17 protein-coding genes, 3 tRNA genes and 1 pseudogene are annotated in these 17415 nt (G+C 49.1%); 17 read left to right on the forward strand and 4 right to left on the reverse strand.

All coding sequences use genetic code 11. The annotated features are described in order from the left end of the window. The first annotated feature begins 161 nt into the window (after positions 1-161). The 7 genes from fliA (at position 162) to sdiA (ending at position 5926) form a co-directional block, all read left to right on the forward strand. On the forward strand, positions 162-881 hold the full coding sequence (fliA, locus tag FDX03_RS10465; protein WP_005127740.1) for an RNA polymerase sigma factor FliA: 720 nt from the start codon (positions 162-164) through the stop codon (positions 879-881). A 57-nt stretch (positions 882-938) separates the two neighbouring features. After that, positions 939-1490 carry a flagella biosynthesis regulatory protein FliZ gene (fliZ, locus tag FDX03_RS10470; RefSeq protein ID WP_040232441.1) on the forward strand — a complete coding sequence of 184 codons (552 nt, stop codon included), beginning with the start codon at positions 939-941 and terminating at the stop codon, positions 1488-1490. 100 nt (positions 1491-1590) lie between these two features. After that, positions 1591-2391 (forward strand): cystine ABC transporter substrate-binding protein, encoded by an 801-nt coding sequence (gene tcyJ / locus FDX03_RS10475; RefSeq protein ID WP_005127738.1) that lies wholly within the window; start codon positions 1591-1593, stop codon positions 2389-2391. A gap of 155 nt (positions 2392-2546) precedes the next feature. Beyond that, positions 2547-3533, forward strand: coding sequence for a D-cysteine desulfhydrase (gene dcyD, locus FDX03_RS10480; protein WP_115643231.1), 987 nt, complete (start codon positions 2547-2549; stop codon positions 3531-3533). Between the two features lie 21 nt (positions 3534-3554). Further along, complete coding sequence (gene tcyL, locus FDX03_RS10485; protein ID WP_061068102.1) at positions 3555-4223, forward strand: cystine ABC transporter permease; 669 nt, start codon at positions 3555-3557, stop codon at positions 4221-4223. Then, complete coding sequence (gene tcyN, locus FDX03_RS10490; RefSeq protein ID WP_005127735.1) at positions 4220-4972, forward strand: L-cystine ABC transporter ATP-binding protein TcyN; 753 nt, start codon at positions 4220-4222, stop codon at positions 4970-4972. The genes tcyL and tcyN overlap by 4 nt, the downstream gene beginning before the upstream one ends. A gap of 231 nt (positions 4973-5203) precedes the next feature. Further along, positions 5204-5926: a transcriptional regulator SdiA gene (sdiA, locus tag FDX03_RS10495; protein ID WP_048211322.1), complete on the forward strand. Its 723-nt coding sequence runs from the start codon at positions 5204-5206 to the stop codon at positions 5924-5926. A gap of 66 nt (positions 5927-5992) precedes the next feature. On the opposite strand, the gene FDX03_RS10500 is transcribed toward sdiA, so the two are convergent. Both FDX03_RS10500 and FDX03_RS10505 read right to left on the reverse strand, forming a co-directional pair. Further along, entirely contained in the window at positions 5993-6217 is a 225-nt protein-coding gene (locus tag FDX03_RS10500) for a DUF2594 family protein (RefSeq protein ID WP_005127733.1), read from the reverse strand. Beyond that, complete coding sequence (locus FDX03_RS10505) at positions 6214-6327, reverse strand: hypothetical protein (protein WP_101743137.1); 114 nt, start codon at positions 6325-6327, stop codon at positions 6214-6216. Before FDX03_RS10505 ends, FDX03_RS10500 begins: the two co-directional genes overlap by 4 nt. Before the next feature lie 350 nt (positions 6328-6677). Here FDX03_RS10505 and uvrY point away from each other — a divergent pair, with 350 nt between their 5' ends. The 7 genes and pseudogenes from uvrY to FDX03_RS10550 all read left to right on the forward strand — a co-directional run bounded on the left by uvrY (position 6678) and on the right by FDX03_RS10550 (position 11797). Then, positions 6678-7334, forward strand: coding sequence for a UvrY/SirA/GacA family response regulator transcription factor (gene uvrY / locus FDX03_RS10510; protein WP_048211324.1), 657 nt, complete (start codon positions 6678-6680; stop codon positions 7332-7334). Then, positions 7331-9163 carry an excinuclease ABC subunit UvrC gene (gene uvrC, locus FDX03_RS10515; protein ID WP_061068101.1) on the forward strand — a complete coding sequence of 611 codons (1833 nt, stop codon included), beginning with the start codon at positions 7331-7333 and terminating at the stop codon, positions 9161-9163. Before uvrY ends, uvrC begins: the two co-directional genes overlap by 4 nt. A 55-nt stretch (positions 9164-9218) precedes the next feature. Further along, positions 9219-9767 carry a CDP-diacylglycerol--glycerol-3-phosphate 3-phosphatidyltransferase gene (gene pgsA, locus FDX03_RS10520; RefSeq protein WP_003030490.1) on the forward strand — a complete coding sequence of 183 codons (549 nt, stop codon included), beginning with the start codon at positions 9219-9221 and terminating at the stop codon, positions 9765-9767. 151 nt (positions 9768-9918) lie between these two features. Beyond that, a tRNA-Gly gene (locus FDX03_RS10525) sits at positions 9919-9994 on the forward strand. 52 nt (positions 9995-10046) lie between these two features. Then, positions 10047-10120, forward strand: a tRNA-Cys gene (locus tag FDX03_RS10530). A 12-nt stretch (positions 10121-10132) separates the two neighbouring features. Continuing rightward, positions 10133-10219, forward strand: a tRNA-Leu gene (locus tag FDX03_RS10535). Between the two features lie 464 nt (positions 10220-10683). Further along, positions 10684-11797: pseudogene (locus FDX03_RS10550) on the forward strand (IS3 family transposase). A 211-nt stretch (positions 11798-12008) separates the two neighbouring features. Here the strand turns inward: FDX03_RS10550 and FDX03_RS10555 are convergent. Continuing rightward, on the reverse strand, positions 12009-13349 hold the full coding sequence (locus tag FDX03_RS10555; protein ID WP_137345903.1) for a tail fiber domain-containing protein: 1341 nt from the start codon (positions 13347-13349) through the stop codon (positions 12009-12011). A gap of 476 nt (positions 13350-13825) precedes the next feature. Here FDX03_RS10555 and FDX03_RS22820 point away from each other — a divergent pair, with 476 nt between their 5' ends. Together FDX03_RS22820 and FDX03_RS10565 are read left to right on the forward strand one after the other, a co-directional pair. Further along, entirely contained in the window at positions 13826-13969 is a 144-nt protein-coding gene (locus tag FDX03_RS22820) for a hypothetical protein (protein WP_156182745.1), read from the forward strand. 332 nt (positions 13970-14301) lie between these two features. Continuing rightward, on the forward strand, positions 14302-14772 hold the full coding sequence (locus tag FDX03_RS10565; protein ID WP_048211330.1) for an SRPBCC family protein: 471 nt from the start codon (positions 14302-14304) through the stop codon (positions 14770-14772). Positions 14773-14893: 121 nt separating this feature from the next. On the opposite strand, the gene FDX03_RS10570 is transcribed toward FDX03_RS10565, so the two are convergent. Continuing rightward, positions 14894-15913 (reverse strand): patatin-like phospholipase family protein, encoded by a 1020-nt coding sequence (locus FDX03_RS10570; RefSeq protein ID WP_137345905.1) that lies wholly within the window; start codon positions 15911-15913, stop codon positions 14894-14896. Positions 15914-16233: 320 nt separating this feature from the next. Between FDX03_RS10570 and FDX03_RS10575 the strand changes: the two genes are divergently transcribed. Continuing rightward, entirely contained in the window at positions 16234-17376 is a 1143-nt protein-coding gene (locus FDX03_RS10575) for a transglutaminase family protein (RefSeq protein WP_115601824.1), read from the forward strand. Positions 17377-17415 lie beyond the last annotated feature (39 nt).

Raw genomic sequence — 17415 nt, forward strand, 5'->3', positions numbered from 1 at the left:
TTACACTTATCGCGCAAACCCCGCTCCGGCGGGGTTTTTTACATTCCGCTTTACCCGTAACCCCCAAATAACCCCCCATTTCACCCACTATTCACCCGATTAAAACCCCTGCAGAAACGGATAATCATGCCGATAACTCATTTAACGCAGGGCTGTTTATCGTGAATTCACTGTATACCGCTGAAGGTGTAATGGATAAACACTCGCTGTGGCAGCGTTATGTACCGTTGGTGCGTCACGAAGCATTGCGCCTTCAGGTGCGCTTGCCGGCGAGCGTGGAACTGGATGACCTGCTACAAGCGGGCGGCATCGGGTTATTGAATGCAGTTGACCGATATGACGCTTTGCAAGGAACGGCATTTACCACTTACGCAGTGCAGCGTATTCGTGGGGCTATGCTGGATGAACTACGCAGCCGGGACTGGGTGCCGCGTAGCGTTCGGCGCAATGCCCGCGAAGTGGCACAGGCGATGGGGCAACTGGAGCAGGAATTAGGGCGTAACGCGACGGAAACTGAAGTGGCGGAGCGTCTGGGGATCCCTGTACAAGAGTATCGTCAGATGTTGCTTGATACCAATAACAGCCAACTCTTCTCCTATGACGAGTGGCGGGAAGAGCATGGCGATAGTATTGAGCTGGTGACAGAAGAACATCAGCAAGAAAACCCGTTACAACAGCTTCTTGAGGGGAACCTCCGTCAGCGCGTGATGGATGCGATTGATGCATTGCCGGAGCGCGAGAAGCTGGTATTGACGCTGTACTATCAGGAAGAGCTGAATCTGAAAGAGATTGGTGCTGTTCTGGAAGTGGGCGAATCACGGGTCAGTCAGTTGCACAGCCAGGCTATCAAACGTCTACGCACCAAGCTGGGTAAGCTATAAGGGGTAATCTTTGCCCCTGAACAATGCCGCATAACGTATTGACTACCAGGAGTTCTCATGACGGTGCAGCAATCAAAAAGACGGCCACTAAGCCGCTACCTCAAAGATTTCAAACACAGCCAGACGCATTGCGCCCATTGCTTTAAGTTGCTTGACAGGATCACGCTGGTTCGTCGCGGGCAGATTGTGAATAAGATAGCCATCTCCCGCCTGGACACGCTGCTTGATGATGCTGAATGGGCGCAGGAGAAAAAAGAGTGGGTGGCGTTATGCCGTTTCTGCGGTGATTTGCATTGCAAAGAGCAAAGCGACTTCTTTGACATCATCGGCTTTAAACAATTTTTGTTTGAGCAAACCGAAATGAGCCACGGCACGGTGCGCGAATATGTTGTTCGCCTGCGTCGTCTCGGCAATCATCTGACTGAACAAAAAATTTCTCATGACCTGCTGCAGGAAGGGTTCCTCGACGAAAACCTCGCCCCGTGGCTGCCAGAAACCAGCACCAATAACTACCGCATTGCGCTACGTAAGTATGAGCAGTTTAAAGCCCATACACATATGGGGCATATGCAGAAATCCGCCTGGACAGCCAGTTCTGATATATATTAAAAACGAATAAGGTGTAACAGAGTCGTGTTTGTGAATTACGGCGAACGTTCTACACTTCGGTCATAAATGATGGTCACTAATGACAATATTCGGGGTAACTATGAAATTAGCACTTCTGGGACGTCAGGCGCTGATGGGTGTAATGGCTGTTGCACTTGTCGCGGGTATGAGCGCAAAAACATTTGCGGACGAAGGTCTGTTAAATAAAGTGAAAGAGCGCGGCACGCTGCTGGTGGGGCTTGAAGGGACTTATCCCCCGTTTAGTTTCCAGGGTGACGATGGCAAACTGACCGGTTTTGAAGTGGAATTTGCCGAGGAGCTGGCTAAACATCTGGGTGTGAAAGCCTCGCTCAAGCCGACCAAATGGGACGGCATGCTGGCGTCGTTAGATTCCAAACGTATCGATGTGGTGATAAACCAGGTAACCATCTCTGACGAACGGAAGAAAAAATACGATTTCTCTACCCCGTATACGGTTTCTGGTATCCAGGCGCTGGTGAAGAAAGGTAACGAAGGCGTTATTAAGACTGCTGCCGATCTGAAAGGTAAAAAAGTCGGCGTTGGTCTGGGAACCAACTATGAAGAGTGGCTGCGTCAGAATGTGCAGGGCGTAGATATTCGTACCTATGATGATGATCCGACCAAATATCAGGATCTGCGCGTAGGCCGTATCGATGCCATTCTGGTTGACCGTCTGGCAGCGTTGGATCTGGTGAAGAAAACCAAAGACACACTGGCCGTGACTGGTGAAGCTTTCTCCCGCCAGGAATCTGGTGTGGCGCTGCGTAAAGGCAATGAAGATCTGCTGAAAGCCGTGGATGCAGCCATTGCCGATATGCAAAAAGACGGCACGCTGAAAGCCCTGTCCGAAAAATGGTTTGGAGCGGATGTGACGAAATAATCATCATCCGGATAAAAAAGGCGCCTTTAACAGCGCCTTTTTTTATTCCATTGCGCCTGAACGTGCATAATAAAAAGAACATCACAACAACTTCTACTCTCAGGCTTTTGGGCTGCTTGTTGCCCACAAGATGATGAGTAAACACCGGAGGCTCTATGCCACTGCATAACTTAACGCGCTTTCCCCGTCTGGAATTTATTGGTGCGCCCACGCCGCTCGAATATCTCCCGCGTTTCTCTGATTATCTCGGCCGCGATATTTTTATTAAACGCGATGACGTCACGCCGATGGCGATGGGCGGCAATAAACTGCGCAAACTGGAGTTTCTGGCGGCGGACGCGCTGCGTGAAGGCGCAGACACATTGATCACCGCAGGGGCTATCCAGTCGAACCACGTGCGTCAGACGGCGGCGGTCGCGGCGAAGCTGGGGCTTCACTGTGTGGCGCTGTTAGAAAATCCAATAGGCACGACTGCGGAAAATTATCTCAGTAACGGTAACCGCCTGCTGCTGGATCTGTTCAATACCCAGATTGAAATGTGTGATGCGCTGACCGACCCGAATGCGCAGCTTCAGGAACTGGCGACGCGGATTGAAGCGCAGGGGTTCCGCCCGTATGTGATCCCGGTTGGCGGTTCTAACGCGTTGGGTGCATTGGGTTATGTCGAAAGCGCACTGGAAATTGCTCAGCAGTGTGAAGGTGCCGTAGAACTTTCATCCGTCGTGGTGGCGTCGGGCAGTGCAGGAACGCACGCCGGGTTGGCGGTAGGACTGGAACAATTGATGCCGAACGTTGAGCTTATCGGTGTCACCGTTTCGCGCAGCGTTGCTGACCAAAAACCAAAAGTCGTTGCGTTGCAGCAGGCTATTGCCAGTGAGCTGGAGCTGACTGCGGCGGCAGATATTTTACTGTGGGATGATTACTTTGCGCCGGGTTACGGTACGCCAAATGAAGAAGGCATGGAGGCGGTAAAACTGTTGGCACGTCTGGAGGGCATTTTGTTGGATCCGGTGTATACCGGTAAAGCGATGGCAGGCCTGATTGACGGTATCAGCCAGAAACGCTTTAAAGATGAAGGGCCAATCCTCTTTATTCATACCGGTGGGGCACCTGCGTTGTTTGCCTACCATCCACATGTATGACAACCAGGTAGAAAAACACTAATGCAAGAAAGTATCCAACTGGTCATTGATTCGCTGCCGTATCTGCTGAAAGGGGCGGTATTTACGCTCCAACTGAGTATCGGCGGGATGTTTTTTGGCCTGGTGCTGGGGTTCATCCTGGCGCTAATGCGTTTATCGTCACTGTTGCCTGTGCGCTGGCTGGCGCGCTTTTATATCTCTATCTTTCGCGGTACGCCGTTAATTGCCCAACTGTTTATGATCTACTACGGTCTGCCGCAGTTTGGTATTGAGCTGGACCCGATACCGGCTGCAATGATCGGTCTGTCGCTGAATACTGCGGCTTACGCGGCAGAAACGCTGCGTGCGGCCATCTCCTCCATTGATAAAGGTCAGTGGGAAGCCGGGGCGAGTATCGGTATGACACCGTGGCAGACGATGCGCAGGGCGATCCTGCCGCAGGCTGCGCGGGTTGCGCTTCCACCGCTGAGCAACAGCTTTATCAGTCTGGTGAAAGACACATCACTGGCCGCGACCATCCAGGTACCGGAACTGTTCCGCCAGGCGCAGCTGATTACTTCACGCACGCTGGAAGTGTTTACCATGTATCTGGCGGCCTCGCTGATTTACTGGGTCATGGCGACGGTGCTTTCTGCGCTGCAGAACTATTTTGAAGAACAGCTCAACCGCCAGGAGAGAGATCCGAAATGAGTACTATTGAAGTCAGAAACCTGGTGAAAAAATTTCACGGGCAAACGGTACTGCACGGCATTGATCTGGACGTTAAGCCTGGTGAAGTCGTGGCGATTATCGGGCCGAGCGGTTCAGGTAAAACCACGCTGCTGCGCAGTATAAATTTGCTGGAACAACCGGAGGCGGGCACCATCAAGGTTGGAGATATTACCATTGATACCGCGCGTTCCTTAAGCCAGCAGAAAGGACAGATTCGCCAGTTGCGCCAGCATGTGGGGTTTGTGTTCCAGAACTTTAATTTATTTCCACATCGCACAGTACTGGAAAACATTATTGAAGGTCCGGTAATTGTGAAGGGCGAACCGAAGGCGGAAGCGACAGCGCGCGCGCGTGAACTTCTGGCAAAGGTTGGGCTTGCGGGTAAAGAGAGCAGCTATCCACGGCGGTTATCCGGCGGTCAGCAGCAGCGTGTCGCTATTGCCCGGGCGCTGGCTATGCGTCCGGAAGTTATTCTTTTTGATGAACCGACCTCCGCGCTTGACCCGGAACTGGTTGGCGAAGTGCTTAATACTATTCGTCAACTGGCGCAGGAAAAACGCACCATGGTCATTGTGACGCACGAAATGAGTTTTGCGCGTGACGTTGCTGACCGGGCGATATTTATGGATCAGGGCAAGATAGTGGAGCAGGGGCCTGCAAAATCATTATTCACGCATCCGCAGCAACCGCGAACCCGTCAGTTTCTTGAAAAATTCCTGATGCAATAAAAGGTCAGAGAGCACTCATCGAAATAGTTTTTTTGGTGAGTGCTTGTTGCATAACTATTTATAATTACTGCTTTATTATTATTGCTTCATCCTGCCAGCATTGTGGGCTGTTACATTACACTCAAGTAATTTCTTATTTGTCCGATAATTTGCATATATAAAATACATTTATGTGTTAGCTTGTTTCGTACATTTGGATGATTATCAATCTCAGGGGCATTACCACTTAGTATGCAGGATCATGATTTCTTCACCTGGCGACGGAGCATGCTGTTACGCTTTCAGGAAATGGCGGCGGCAGAGGATGTCTATAACGAATTACAACTTCAGACGCAGCACTTAGAGTTCGATTTTTATGCGCTCTGTGTCCGGCATCCCGTACCCTTTACCCGACCTAAAACGGTACTTCATACGACGTATCCCAAAGCATGGGTCGCACACTACCAATCAGAAAATTATTTCGCTATCGATCCGGTACTGAAACCCGAAAACTTCAGTCAGGGCCACTTACCGTGGGATGACGCCTTGTTCCGTGACGCACAACCGCTGTGGGACGCCGCGCGTAATCACGGTCTGCGCAAGGGGATGACGCAATGCTTAATGTTGCCAAATCGGGCGCTAGGCTTTTTGTCCGTTTCACGCGCAAGTGTGCGTAATGGCCGCTATGCCCAGGATGAAGTCGAACTCAGGATGCAACTGCTGGTACGAGAAAGTCTGTCAGTACTTATGCGGCTGGAAGATGACATGGTCATGGCGCCGGAGATGCGTTTTAGCAAGCGCGAAAAAGAGATTCTGAAATGGACCGCTGAGGGGAAAACCTCTTCCGAGATAGCAATGATTCTGTCGATCTCTGAAAATACCGTTAACTTTCATCAGAAGAATATGCAGAAGAAGTTTAACGCGCCAAACAAAACACAGATTGCTTGTTATGCCGCTGCAACGGGGCTTATCTGAATAAAATGTCGTTCTGAGTGTCAGACGCAAAACCGGCTGAGAGCATCGCTGTCAGCCGGTTTCTTATCACTGACGATAGGCCTGTTTAATCTGTTTAACAGTGCTGGTAAATACCGCGGCCTGTGTTTCGTCCTCAATCAGCGCGATCTGTTTTTCCATTTTAAGAATCACGCGTCCTGCATCGGCTTGTCCCATAGCCTGCAGCATCAGCGTTAACATGGCCTTCAGGCAGGTGACTTCATTAGCCAGTTCTTGATTATTCTCAGCAGTGGAAAAATCAGGCGTACTCATTTATTTTCCTCGTTATGTTTCAATGAAAAAGTGCGATGGCAAACGTCAAGGCGGCGGAGTATACCATAAGCTCGGCTAAAAATATCTGAGGTTGTTTTTTGCACAAACAAAACCCAATGAGATTAAAATAAACAAGATGTTGCAGTGCATATATTTTCTCCATTCATTGTTTATTCCGAGTATTTTACTCGTTAATTATTGTTACAAGCTTACCTTCCTATTTAGCATTCAGCGTAAGAATATGAATTTTTTGTCACTATTCTGAAACAGCTATGCAGATATAAGCGCGGGCAAACAGCCTTCAACCGTGAAAGTTTCCACGGTTCGTACAATCTAATTTCCAAAAACGAGAGCAAAATCGAAAGTCGGGTGTTTTTTAGATTTCAAAGTTGAGATAAAACCCGTTAACATAGGACCGATTAACTATCGGTAGCGTTATCCCTATTCTGGAGATATTCCTTTGATCAACGTTTTTCTTGTTGATGACCACGAACTGGTGCGCGCAGGGATACGACGCATTCTGGAAGATATAAAAGGCATTAAAGTTGTCGGCGAGGCGTGCTGCGGCGAAGATGCGGTCAAATGGTGCCGCACTAACGCCGTCGACGTTGTGCTGATGGACATGAATATGCCCGGTATTGGCGGTCTGGAGGCAACCCGCAAAATTGCGCGTTCCTCGGCTGACATTAAAGTGATCATGTTGACTGTTCATACCGAAAACCCATTGCCGGCAAAAGTTATGCAGGCGGGAGCCGCGGGCTATCTCAGCAAGGGGGCCGCCCCTCAGGAAGTCGTGAGCGCGATTCGTTCGGTTTTTTCCGGGCAGCGCTACATTGCTTCCGATATTGCGCAACAAATGGCGCTTAGCCAGATTGAGCCAGAGAAAACGGAAACCCCGTTTGCCAGTTTGTCTGAACGCGAGTTGCAGATTATGCTGATGATCACCAAAGGCCAGAAGGTCAATGAGATCTCAGAACAACTGAATCTTAGTCCCAAAACAGTGAACAGCTACCGCTATCGAATGTTCAGTAAATTAAACATTCATGGCGATGTGGAGCTGACTCACCTGGCAATTCGCCATGGCCTGTGTAATGCGGAGACATTAACAAGCCTGTGACCGAACAGTTCGATGCTAAAGCGTTTCTGAAAACCGTGACCAGCCAGCCTGGCGTCTATCGTATGTACGATACCGCCGGGACGGTTATCTATGTCGGTAAAGCGAAAGACCTGAAAAAACGGCTCTCCAGCTATTTCCGCAGCAATCTCGCGTCGCGTAAAACCGAAGCGCTGGTGGCACAAATTCAGCAGATTGATGTCACGGTGACGCACACCGAAACTGAAGCATTATTGCTTGAGCACAATTACATCAAGCTGTACCAGCCGCGCTATAACGTATTGCTGCGCGATGATAAATCCTATCCCTTTATTTTCCTCAGTGGCGATACCCATCCGCGTCTGGCGACGCATCGCGGCGCCAAGCATGCTAAAGGTGAATACTTTGGACCGTTTCCTAACGGTTATGCCGTCCGCGAGACGCTGGCGCTATTGCAGAAAATTTTCCCAATACGTCAGTGTGAAAATAGCGTTTATCGCAACCGTTCACGCCCGTGTTTGCAATATCAGATTGGCCGCTGCCTTGGGCCATGCGTCGCCGGTCTGGTGAGTGAAGAAGAGTACGCACAGCAGGTCGACTATGTACGGCTGTTTTTATCCGGCAAAGACGATCAGGTGTTAACGCAACTGATAACCCGGATGGAGAAGGCCAGCCAGAACCTTGAGTTTGAAGAGGCCGCACGCATCCGCGACCAAATTCAGGCGGTTCGCCGTGTCACTGAAAAACAGTTTGTTTCCAATACTGGCGACGATCTGGATGTTATCGGCGTGGCATTTGATGCTGGAATGGCCTGTGTACACGTCTTGTTCATTCGTCAGGGTAAAGTGTTAGGCAGTCGCAGCTATTTTCCTAAAGTACCAGGGGGAACGGAGCTGGGCGAGGTAGTTGAAACCTTCGTTGGGCAGTTCTATTTACAGGGTAGCCAGGTGCGTACCTTGCCTGGTGAGATCCTGCTTGATTTTAATCTTAGCGATAAGACGCTGTTGGCTGACTCTTTGTCTGAACTGGCCGGGCGGAAGATTAACGTCCAGACGAAACCGCGAGGCGATCGCGCCCGATATTTGAAGCTGGCGCGTACCAATGCGGCTACAGCGTTAACCACCAAACTTTCCCAGCAGTCCACTATTACCCAACGTCTGACGGCGCTGGCATCCGTGCTGAAACTGCCTGCGGTGAAACGCATGGAATGTTTTGACATTAGCCACACGATGGGCGAGCAGACCGTTGCCTCCTGCGTGGTTTTTGACGCTAACGGGCCGCTGCGCGCAGAGTATCGTCGCTATAACATTACGGGTATTACGCCGGGTGATGATTACGCGGCGATGAACCAGGTACTGCGTCGGCGTTACGGTAAGGCAATAGAAGAAAGTAAGATCCCGGATGTTATTTTGATCGATGGTGGTAAAGGCCAGCTAGGGCAGGCGAAAGCTGTTTTTGCTGAACTGGACGTGCCCTGGGATAAACAGCATCCTCTGTTACTGGGTGTGGCAAAAGGGGCAGATCGCAAAGCAGGCCTGGAAACCCTGTTCTTCGAACCGGAAGGCGAGGGGTTTAGCCTGCCGCCGGACTCCCCTGCGTTGCACGTTATTCAGCATATCCGCGATGAGTCTCACGATCACGCCATCAGCGGACACCGTAAAAAACGGGCGAAGGTGAAAAGCACCAGTACGCTGGAAACCATCGAAGGCGTTGGCCCTAAGCGCCGACAAATGTTGTTGAAATATATGGGGGGTTTGCAAGGGCTTCGTAACGCCAGTGTCGAAGAAATTGCAAAAGTGCCGGGTATTTCGCAAGCTCTGGCAGAAAAGATCTTCTACTCGTTGAAACATTAAGCCCTCTGTAGCAACATAGGGGTAATTTCACTGACAACAGATAGTTATCCGTCATATGCAATTTAATATCCCTACATTGCTCACGCTGTTTCGCGTCATTCTGATCCCATTCTTTGTATTGGCGTTTTATCTGCCATTCACCTGGGCTCCCTTCGTTTGTGCGCTGATTTTCTGTATCGCAGCCGTTACCGACTGGTTTGACGGTTTTCTGGCGCGCCGCTGGAACCAAAGCACACGTTTCGGGGCGTTCCTCGATCCGGTGGCAGATAAAGTCCTGGTGGCTATTGCGATGGTGCTGGTGACGGAGCACTACCACAGCTGGTGGGTGACATTGCCTGCCGCCACGATGATCGCGCGAGAAATTATCATTTCAGCGCTGCGTGAATGGATGGCAGAACTTGGCAAGCGTAGCAGCGTGGCGGTGTCGTGGATCGGTAAAGTCAAAACGACATCGCAAATGGCGGCGCTGGCATGGCTGCTGTGGCGCCCCAATATCTGGGTAGAGTATGCCGGGATTGCACTTTTCTTTGTCGCCGCGATTCTGACTTTATGGTCAATGTTCCAGTATTTGAGCGCTGCACGGGGAGATTTGCTTGATCAGTGATCGTTTCGCCGCAAATTTCAGCAAACGATCGTCAGTGGTGAAAAATATCGTTGACTCATTGCGTCAGGTAAGTAGAATGCAACGCATCGAACGGCGGCACTGATTGCCAGACGATAACAAAATCAAGTGATTAACAAAGTTACTTGGTGATGCGGGAATAGCTCAGTTGGTAGAGCACGACCTTGCCAAGGTCGGGGTCGCGAGTTCGAGTCTCGTTTCCCGCTCCAAATTTAAAACATCGGCATTTGCGGATGTTTGGCTGTAAAGCCAGAAGATTTCGGCGCGTTAGCAAAGCGGTTATGTAGCGGATTGCAAATCCGTCTAGTCCGGTTCGACTCCGGAACGCGCCTCCAATTTCTTCCCGAGCCCGGATGGTGGAATCGGTAGACACAAGGGATTTAAAATCCCTCGGCGTTCGCGCTGTGTGGGTTCAAGTCCCACTCCGGGTACCATGGGAAAGAACAGAATAATCAAAGCAATAAGCAGTGTCGTGAAACCACCTACGGGTGGTTTTTTTGTTTTTATACTTCAGGTTCACCATTGTTTCGCCATTCAGCTTCGCCATAAAAAGAGGGCATTACTGCTCTCCAACGACCGGAACAACAGAAATTTTTCGATTATATCGGGCTGTTTGTGAGGCGTTTTTATGACCCGAAATGTCCTGCTTCTCACTAAGTGTACCTTCAAGATTGGAGATTCCTTTTGCTTTCAGATCATGGAAAGTGAACTGGAAATCCAGGTCAGGGAATTTCTTTGCAGCAAGTTTTTTGGCCTACATCCATTGCGCATTAAAAGCATTGCAGTTGTATCGCAGACCTGATGGCTGGTGGATGACAAAAATATGACCATACCGCTGTTGGAATGACCCCATACTGTTAGATGATCCTGCCATATAGTTTGAGCATAGGGGGAGCATATGGGCACACCACGATTTACACCTGAATTTAAGGAAGAAGCCGTCCGTCAGATAACGGAACGCGGTTATTCCGTTGCCGAAGTATCCGACCATCTGGGCGTTTCTGCGCACAGCCTCTACAAGAGGCTACGGGCTATCAAGCCTGGTAACAGCGAACAGCATGCCCTGGATTTACTGGAAGTTAAACGCGAGATCCTGAAACTACGGGCGCAACTAAAACGCACCGAAGAAGAACGGGATATTCTGAAAAAGGCTGCGCGGTCCTTTGCAAGGGAGCCTGGCTGAAGTACCGCTTTATCAATGAATACCGTACTGTATGGGGTGTGATGACAATGTATTGGGTACTGAATGTCGCCCGGGTCGAATTCTATGCGTGGCTGCACAACCGGGTCTCGGCGCGTGATAAAGATAACCAGCGTCTGCTGACGCTTATCCGCGACTCATATTCACTTAGCGGAGGCGTATACGGTTACCAGCGGGTTCATGGCGATCTGAATGAAATCGGGGAAACCTGCGGCAAAAAACGGGTTGGTCGTATTATGCAACTGAACCGGATCAAAGCCGTACGAGGCGATAAAACTCCGCGTCGCATCGATGCCCGACCTTCTGTGGTTGTCCCTAATCGCGTGCAGCGGCAGTTTACTGTTGTCCGGGCCAATCAGGTCTGGGTCACAGACATCACTTACATCCGCACCTGGCAGGGCTGGTTGTGTCTGGCGGTGGTTATCGACCTTTTCGCCCGTAACGTGGTGGGCTGTTCGATGAAGCCGACTCTCTCACGTGAATTGGTACTGAATGCGCTGATGATGGCGGTCTGGCGACGTAAACCGGACAGCGAGGTCATTGTGCACTCAGACCAGGGCAGCCAGTACGGTCGGGCCAATAACCTGACACCCAGTATGAGCCCGCGTGGCAACTGCTGGGATAAGATGCGGTGGCCGAATCGTTCTTCAGTTCACCGAAAAAAGAACGGATCAGAAAACGCATCTATAAAACCCGGGATCTGGCCCCCGGCCGATATCTTCGATTACATGAAGTCTTCTATAACCGGTCCCGGCGCCACAGTTACCTCGGTGGTGTCAGTCCGGAGGCCTTTGAACAGGCCTCGTCGTGAGGATAGAATTTGTCTACCGGGGCAGGGTCGGCCAACTGAGTTCTTCAGCCAGATTCAGCAAACCAGCTTTGTGTTTGATGACGGGATTGGTAGTATAAAGCATGAGAGTTATCTCGTGTTTTGTATAAGGATTAGGCACACATATCAAAACCGGTAACTCCCAATCTTCCAAGGTATTTATCAGTTCAAGCCGCGACTAATACAATTTAATTTACAGTTTTTGCTCTAACACGCTTAACCTCTCCTCCAGCCCTTTGGCTATGAATAAATTAAGTTGGTCAAATCTAAAACTATATCTACCATCTGATTTACCATTCTCAATGAATTCATCATAACAAATAAAGCCGTACCTCATTGGATCCAAACCGAATTCCTTCATTATTTTTATTGCTTTTTGTACTGTGAGTCCACAATGGATTCTGGCGTTGTTCCCTTTCTTTTCAATCGATGATATCCATTGGTAGAAACCAATTTCTTTTGACAGTTTTTTTGCGGCATCGATTTCACGATCTGTCATACTTCTTACTTCTGTTTTTTGCCTAGAATCAGAAGTGCTTATTGCACTATTTGCCAGGAAAATATCATCAACTCTGTATGCTGGATGTCCTATGGAATAGGTTTTATCTTCTGCTGGTAGAAATGTACCATTGTCCCATATTTTCCATCTGTCTTTTGGAGTGCTAGATGAACATGTGAAAAATGATATTTCAGCTTTTTGTGATTTTTTATTCCATTCTGATGTTGAACTAACTCTCATTCCGGACATAGTATCAGTAAAATCTGTTCCATCATGACCTTTAATGCCGAAGATAGTATTGCAGCGAGGAGGAGTTGCTTGCGTTGATGTACCCACTAATGTTCCGATAAAGGAAGCTTTATCCGTATTAGTTAGTGCATTGTACTCGGCATTAATACCGTATCGAATAATTTGAATGCCAGTGCCAACACTTTTTTTATTAGTAAACTCACTAGTTCCATCTGGTGCAGATATTATATCACCATAGCCATTGAAAGCGGCACATTGTACCCGGTGATCAGTGTGCCCTTTGGGTGTAGCTAAAACTCTCATGTACGCCCCTTCATCGGAGGTTGACACATGAGATGATGCTGTAGAAGTGACAAAATGAATAGCAGATGTAGCATGTTTAGAATATGAACTTCCATTCCATGTTCTACATCCATAACCACCGACAAGGGTATTATTTTGCGTGGGTGTTCTATTTTTACCTGCATGATAATTGTGTAGAACAGAACTACCACCATTATCATTCATAGTAGCCAGGCTTATACCAATAGGGTCTTTACTATAGAAAACAAATTCAGTCTCAAGATTAGGGATTTTTCTTCCAAACAGAGAACCATTAGTTAGGGCATTTAAGGAGGTAATATCATTATTTTTTCCTGATTTTGCATAAGCCTGGTCATCATCTACCTCGGATGCAATATCGTTAGTCTTTGTTTCCCGTGTTTGAGTTGATCTGCCTGATGATGGAACTAAAGTTGCTGTTAGAGCTGCGCCCATGCCAATGATTAATTGTCTTCTGTTTTTCATTCGTACATCGCCTACAATTTATCCATTATCTTTGTAAGGGTACTTATAATAGCATGAAGTGTTAATAAGGAAATACTATATTCTATGTAGGAAACTCGCTTTGCGATGGTTCGTTGCTGATATGCGCGATGACGGCTGAGCGATACCGGGTGTAACCGATTAATCTGGAGAACGGGATAAGGGAGGCTATACCAGCCGAAGAGGAAGGATACGGCATTTCACTCCGGGTACCATGGGAAAGAACAGAATAATCAAAGCAATAAGCAGTGTCGTGAAACCACCTACGGGTGGTTTTTTTGTGCCTGAAACTTACTGACAGCTAATAGCGTGCGTCACAATACCCACCAATAAAGCAAAACCGCCAAAACGGCCCAGTCACCAACATGATTTAGCCCATTCGCTTATCGGCGAATAGGCGTGCTCAGCATAAACCCTCCCCGGGCCGGGTTGTTCATGAACCCATCACGGGCGGGGTTATGGTTCTGAAAACCGCTCATTATGAGGGGATCGTTAATGCCATCCTCAATCGCAAAGGGTCTGTGGATCCGGCTACGGGCTCTGAGCGTAAACGCAAAATCATCCGCGCCGCCAATCACGATAACGCCATTGCCGGCAGCTAACCCAGCACTCAATTCTTGCTCTCGTTGAGCCTGACGTTGCAATGTGCCGGCTGCAACAGATGAAGACGTCAACAGCAGTAGTGCAAGGACGGCGCATGAAAATACCCGTGGCAGTTTCATGATAAATACTCATAAATAATGTGGCTATTAAAGTATAGCGTTTAATGGCGCTCTAATCCGGGCGGTAAAAACATTTTCTGGCGGCTGAGGCTGTGATTCTGGAGGGCCTGGCTGTATTAAGCACTATAATAAAAACAGCTCACAGGTGATTATGCCTGTTCGTAGCACAGGCAGGTGCCGCAGATTTTTCCCCCCATAGGGGAGAGAAGGCGATGACTGACTATCAGTTTTCTACAGTCTGGCGGGTTGAGGCTTCACTGCAGGATGTCTGGGATGTTTTCTCCCACCCGGATCAGTGGCCAGAATGGTGGAGAAGCCTTGAGCGTGTTGTTGAGATCAAGAAAGGCGATATACAGGGGATCGGAGCGTTGCATCGTTACACCTGGAAGGGTGTACTTCCGTATCGTTTAACCTTTGATATCAATGTATTAAATATTATGCAGTACTCTCTTCTTGAAGGTGCTGCCAGCGGCGAGGTTGAAGGGCGCGGGGTATGGTCTTTTATTGATACCGGTAAGGAGACGATTGTCAGGTACGACTGGAATGTACGAACCACGATTCGCTGGATGAATATACTTGCCCCACTGGCGGCGCCGGTATTTCGCTGGAACCACGATACGGTAATGCGCGAGGGAGCGAAGGGATTAGCCCGTAAACTTGGCACCCATGTGTATATATTTTGATTCAGAACCTATCCCATCAGGGCTATTTTGCTTGCCATTTCGCCGCTGGGCAGTGCTCAAACTGTTTGCGCCAATGACGTCTGCCAGGATAGGTTTTAGTTCTCTGTTCTCAGGGGCTGTTTTATCCCTGGAAGTTAAAAATCCCGCCGTTGCTAACTAACAATGCGGCAATTTCATTTAACGTCTTGTCGAATTCCGCTGCATTTTGCAGTCCTGCGTTATGCAGCCGTTCTAAATTCTCTCGCGATGCGTTATCCAGCGTTGGATCGGCACCATATAATTCGGGTTGAAGCCTGTAATATTTTGCGTTTTTTACCGTTGAGGCGATTTGTTGTAAATAGTAGGCAGTCATCTGCGGACCGCCTTCGAGCGCGATATCGATAGCGGGTTTCGCCCAGCCAAAGGGTCCCCAGTCTTTAACCTCTGAATATGAATAACCCTGCAGCTTTTTACCGGTACCCAGAGAGACAATGATCATGTCTTTGATGCCAGCAACGTTTGAAAACTTAATCGCCTCGGAATAGGCACACAGTGCTGGATCGTTCGCCACGACACCACCATCGACCAGGAGATACTTTTGCGGCAATGGGGGAAGTGAGTAAATACGCGCTGCTTCGAAGTACGTTGGTGCCGCGGAGGTACCACGTAAAACATCTCTGACCAGAAAATCCCGTTTTTTGGCTACGGCAGAGTGTTGTTTGAAGATCACAGGAAGACGACTGCTGACATCATAAGCAACAAAGCAGGTTGGTTTTAATAATTCACTCAGTTTTGTATCACCGAAGGCTGTTTTTAATACTCGCTCCAGTTCCGTTGCCGAGTATTTTTCATCACTGACACCGCCTAATGAAGTGATGTTTTTCCAAATGCCGACGTCAAAAATCTCATCGCCGTCCTGAAGATAGAAGTTGACGGCTTCCTGTGCGGAAAATTTGGGGTTTCCTGTCGCGTCGGGACACACATAGGCAGAACAGAGGATGGCACCAGTACTGGTGCCTGCAACTAAATCGAAATAATCAGCGATTCTTGCTGTTGGCTTTTTTGCTCTTTCTTGTAACTTTTTCTCCAGTGCGACTAATAGCATACCTGGCAGGATGCCTCTGATGCCACCGCCATCAATAGACAGTATTCTCATCGCCATTTTGACTTCCCCTCAGTGTATGAAACATGAAAGCGGAGGACTACATGTGGAAGTGCCTGCGTTTAAATATAGACAGGTTTTTGGCGGTCTTTCCTTAATGAGAATGAGGGATCTTCATGCCGCCATTACTGTACTTTCTCGCCGGTAAGTGGCTTAATGGCGACCACGTAGTTTCTTATTTCATTCACAGTTAACAGGTCTGTTATTGATGAATAACCTCCATCGACTCGCCTTTTTATGGAAGCGTCTGTCTGCTGTGATGATCGCCTACGGTTTGTTATTCAGCCGCCGCTCAACTCTCATAACATGGACAGACAGCAATGCAACGTCGACAATTTCTCAAAAATAGCGTTCTCCTTTCCGCCGCCGGTATAGTCGGCCCTTCGATTGTTAGCCGCACGGTCCAGGCTGCTGAGCCTGCAATCGTGCCTGTGGCACGTCGGCGCTTTGTGCTATCGCAAACGTATAAGCTCAACCCACCAAAGGGGTCGAATGGTGTCGTGAAGTTGTGGATCCCTTTGCCGGTCGATACCGCATTCCAGCAAATGACGAATCTTGCTTTTAGCGGCAATTATAAACAGGCGTACGTCACAACCAACAATGCTTATGGCGCGAAAACGTTGTTTGCCAGTTGGCCTGACTCGCAGGGAGAACTGCTGATCAAGGTTGATCTCGACATTGAGACAGCCGATTGGGAACCACTGCAACATGACGCGCTAAAAAACTGGCAAGCACCGGAACAGATTACGTATCCGCTGGATGCAAAACCGTATCTGCTGCCAACAACGCACACACCGATTGATGGGCAGGTCCTGGAAACGGCGCGTAAAATTACCGGTAATGAACAAGATCCGCTGAAAAAAGCTCGCCTGATATACGAGTGGGTGAGCAGTCATATGGAGCGTGATAATGACGTTATCGGCTGCGGAACCGGGGATGTCGCGGAGATTTTGAAAAGCGGAAAGCTCAAGGGCAAATGCACCGACATGAGCTCTGTTTTTGTCGCCCTGGCCCGAGCCAGCGGCATTCCTGCACGTGAATTGTTCGGGATTCGTCTGGGGAAAGCAAACAAGCTGGAGCGCTACTCAAAAAGCGCATTTGGCAAAGCCGACAGTGCAGGTGTTGCTGATGTTAGCGGGGGACAGCACTGCCGTGCGGAGTTCTACCTGGCGGGTTACGGTTGGTTACCATGCGATCCGGCCGATGTGACCAAAATGCGTCTGGCGGAGAAAAAAACGCATCAGGATGCGGACGTCCAGGCAGTGAATACCTATCTGTTTGGCAACTGGGAAATGAACTGGGTTGGCTTCAACTATGGTCGTGACTTTGAACTGTACCCGGCTACTGAGCAGGGAGCGATGAACAACTTTGGTTATCCTTATGCTGAAGTAGACGGTGACCCCATCAATTTCTATGACCCGAAAGCGTTCTCTTACCACTATGTCGCAACAGAACAACGCTAAAGGGGCGGGATTGACCCTGCTGACGGCCGCCGCGGCTGC

Source organism: Citrobacter sp. wls827 (assembly GCF_005280875.1).
Lineage (GTDB): Bacteria > Pseudomonadota > Gammaproteobacteria > Enterobacterales > Enterobacteriaceae > Citrobacter > Citrobacter youngae.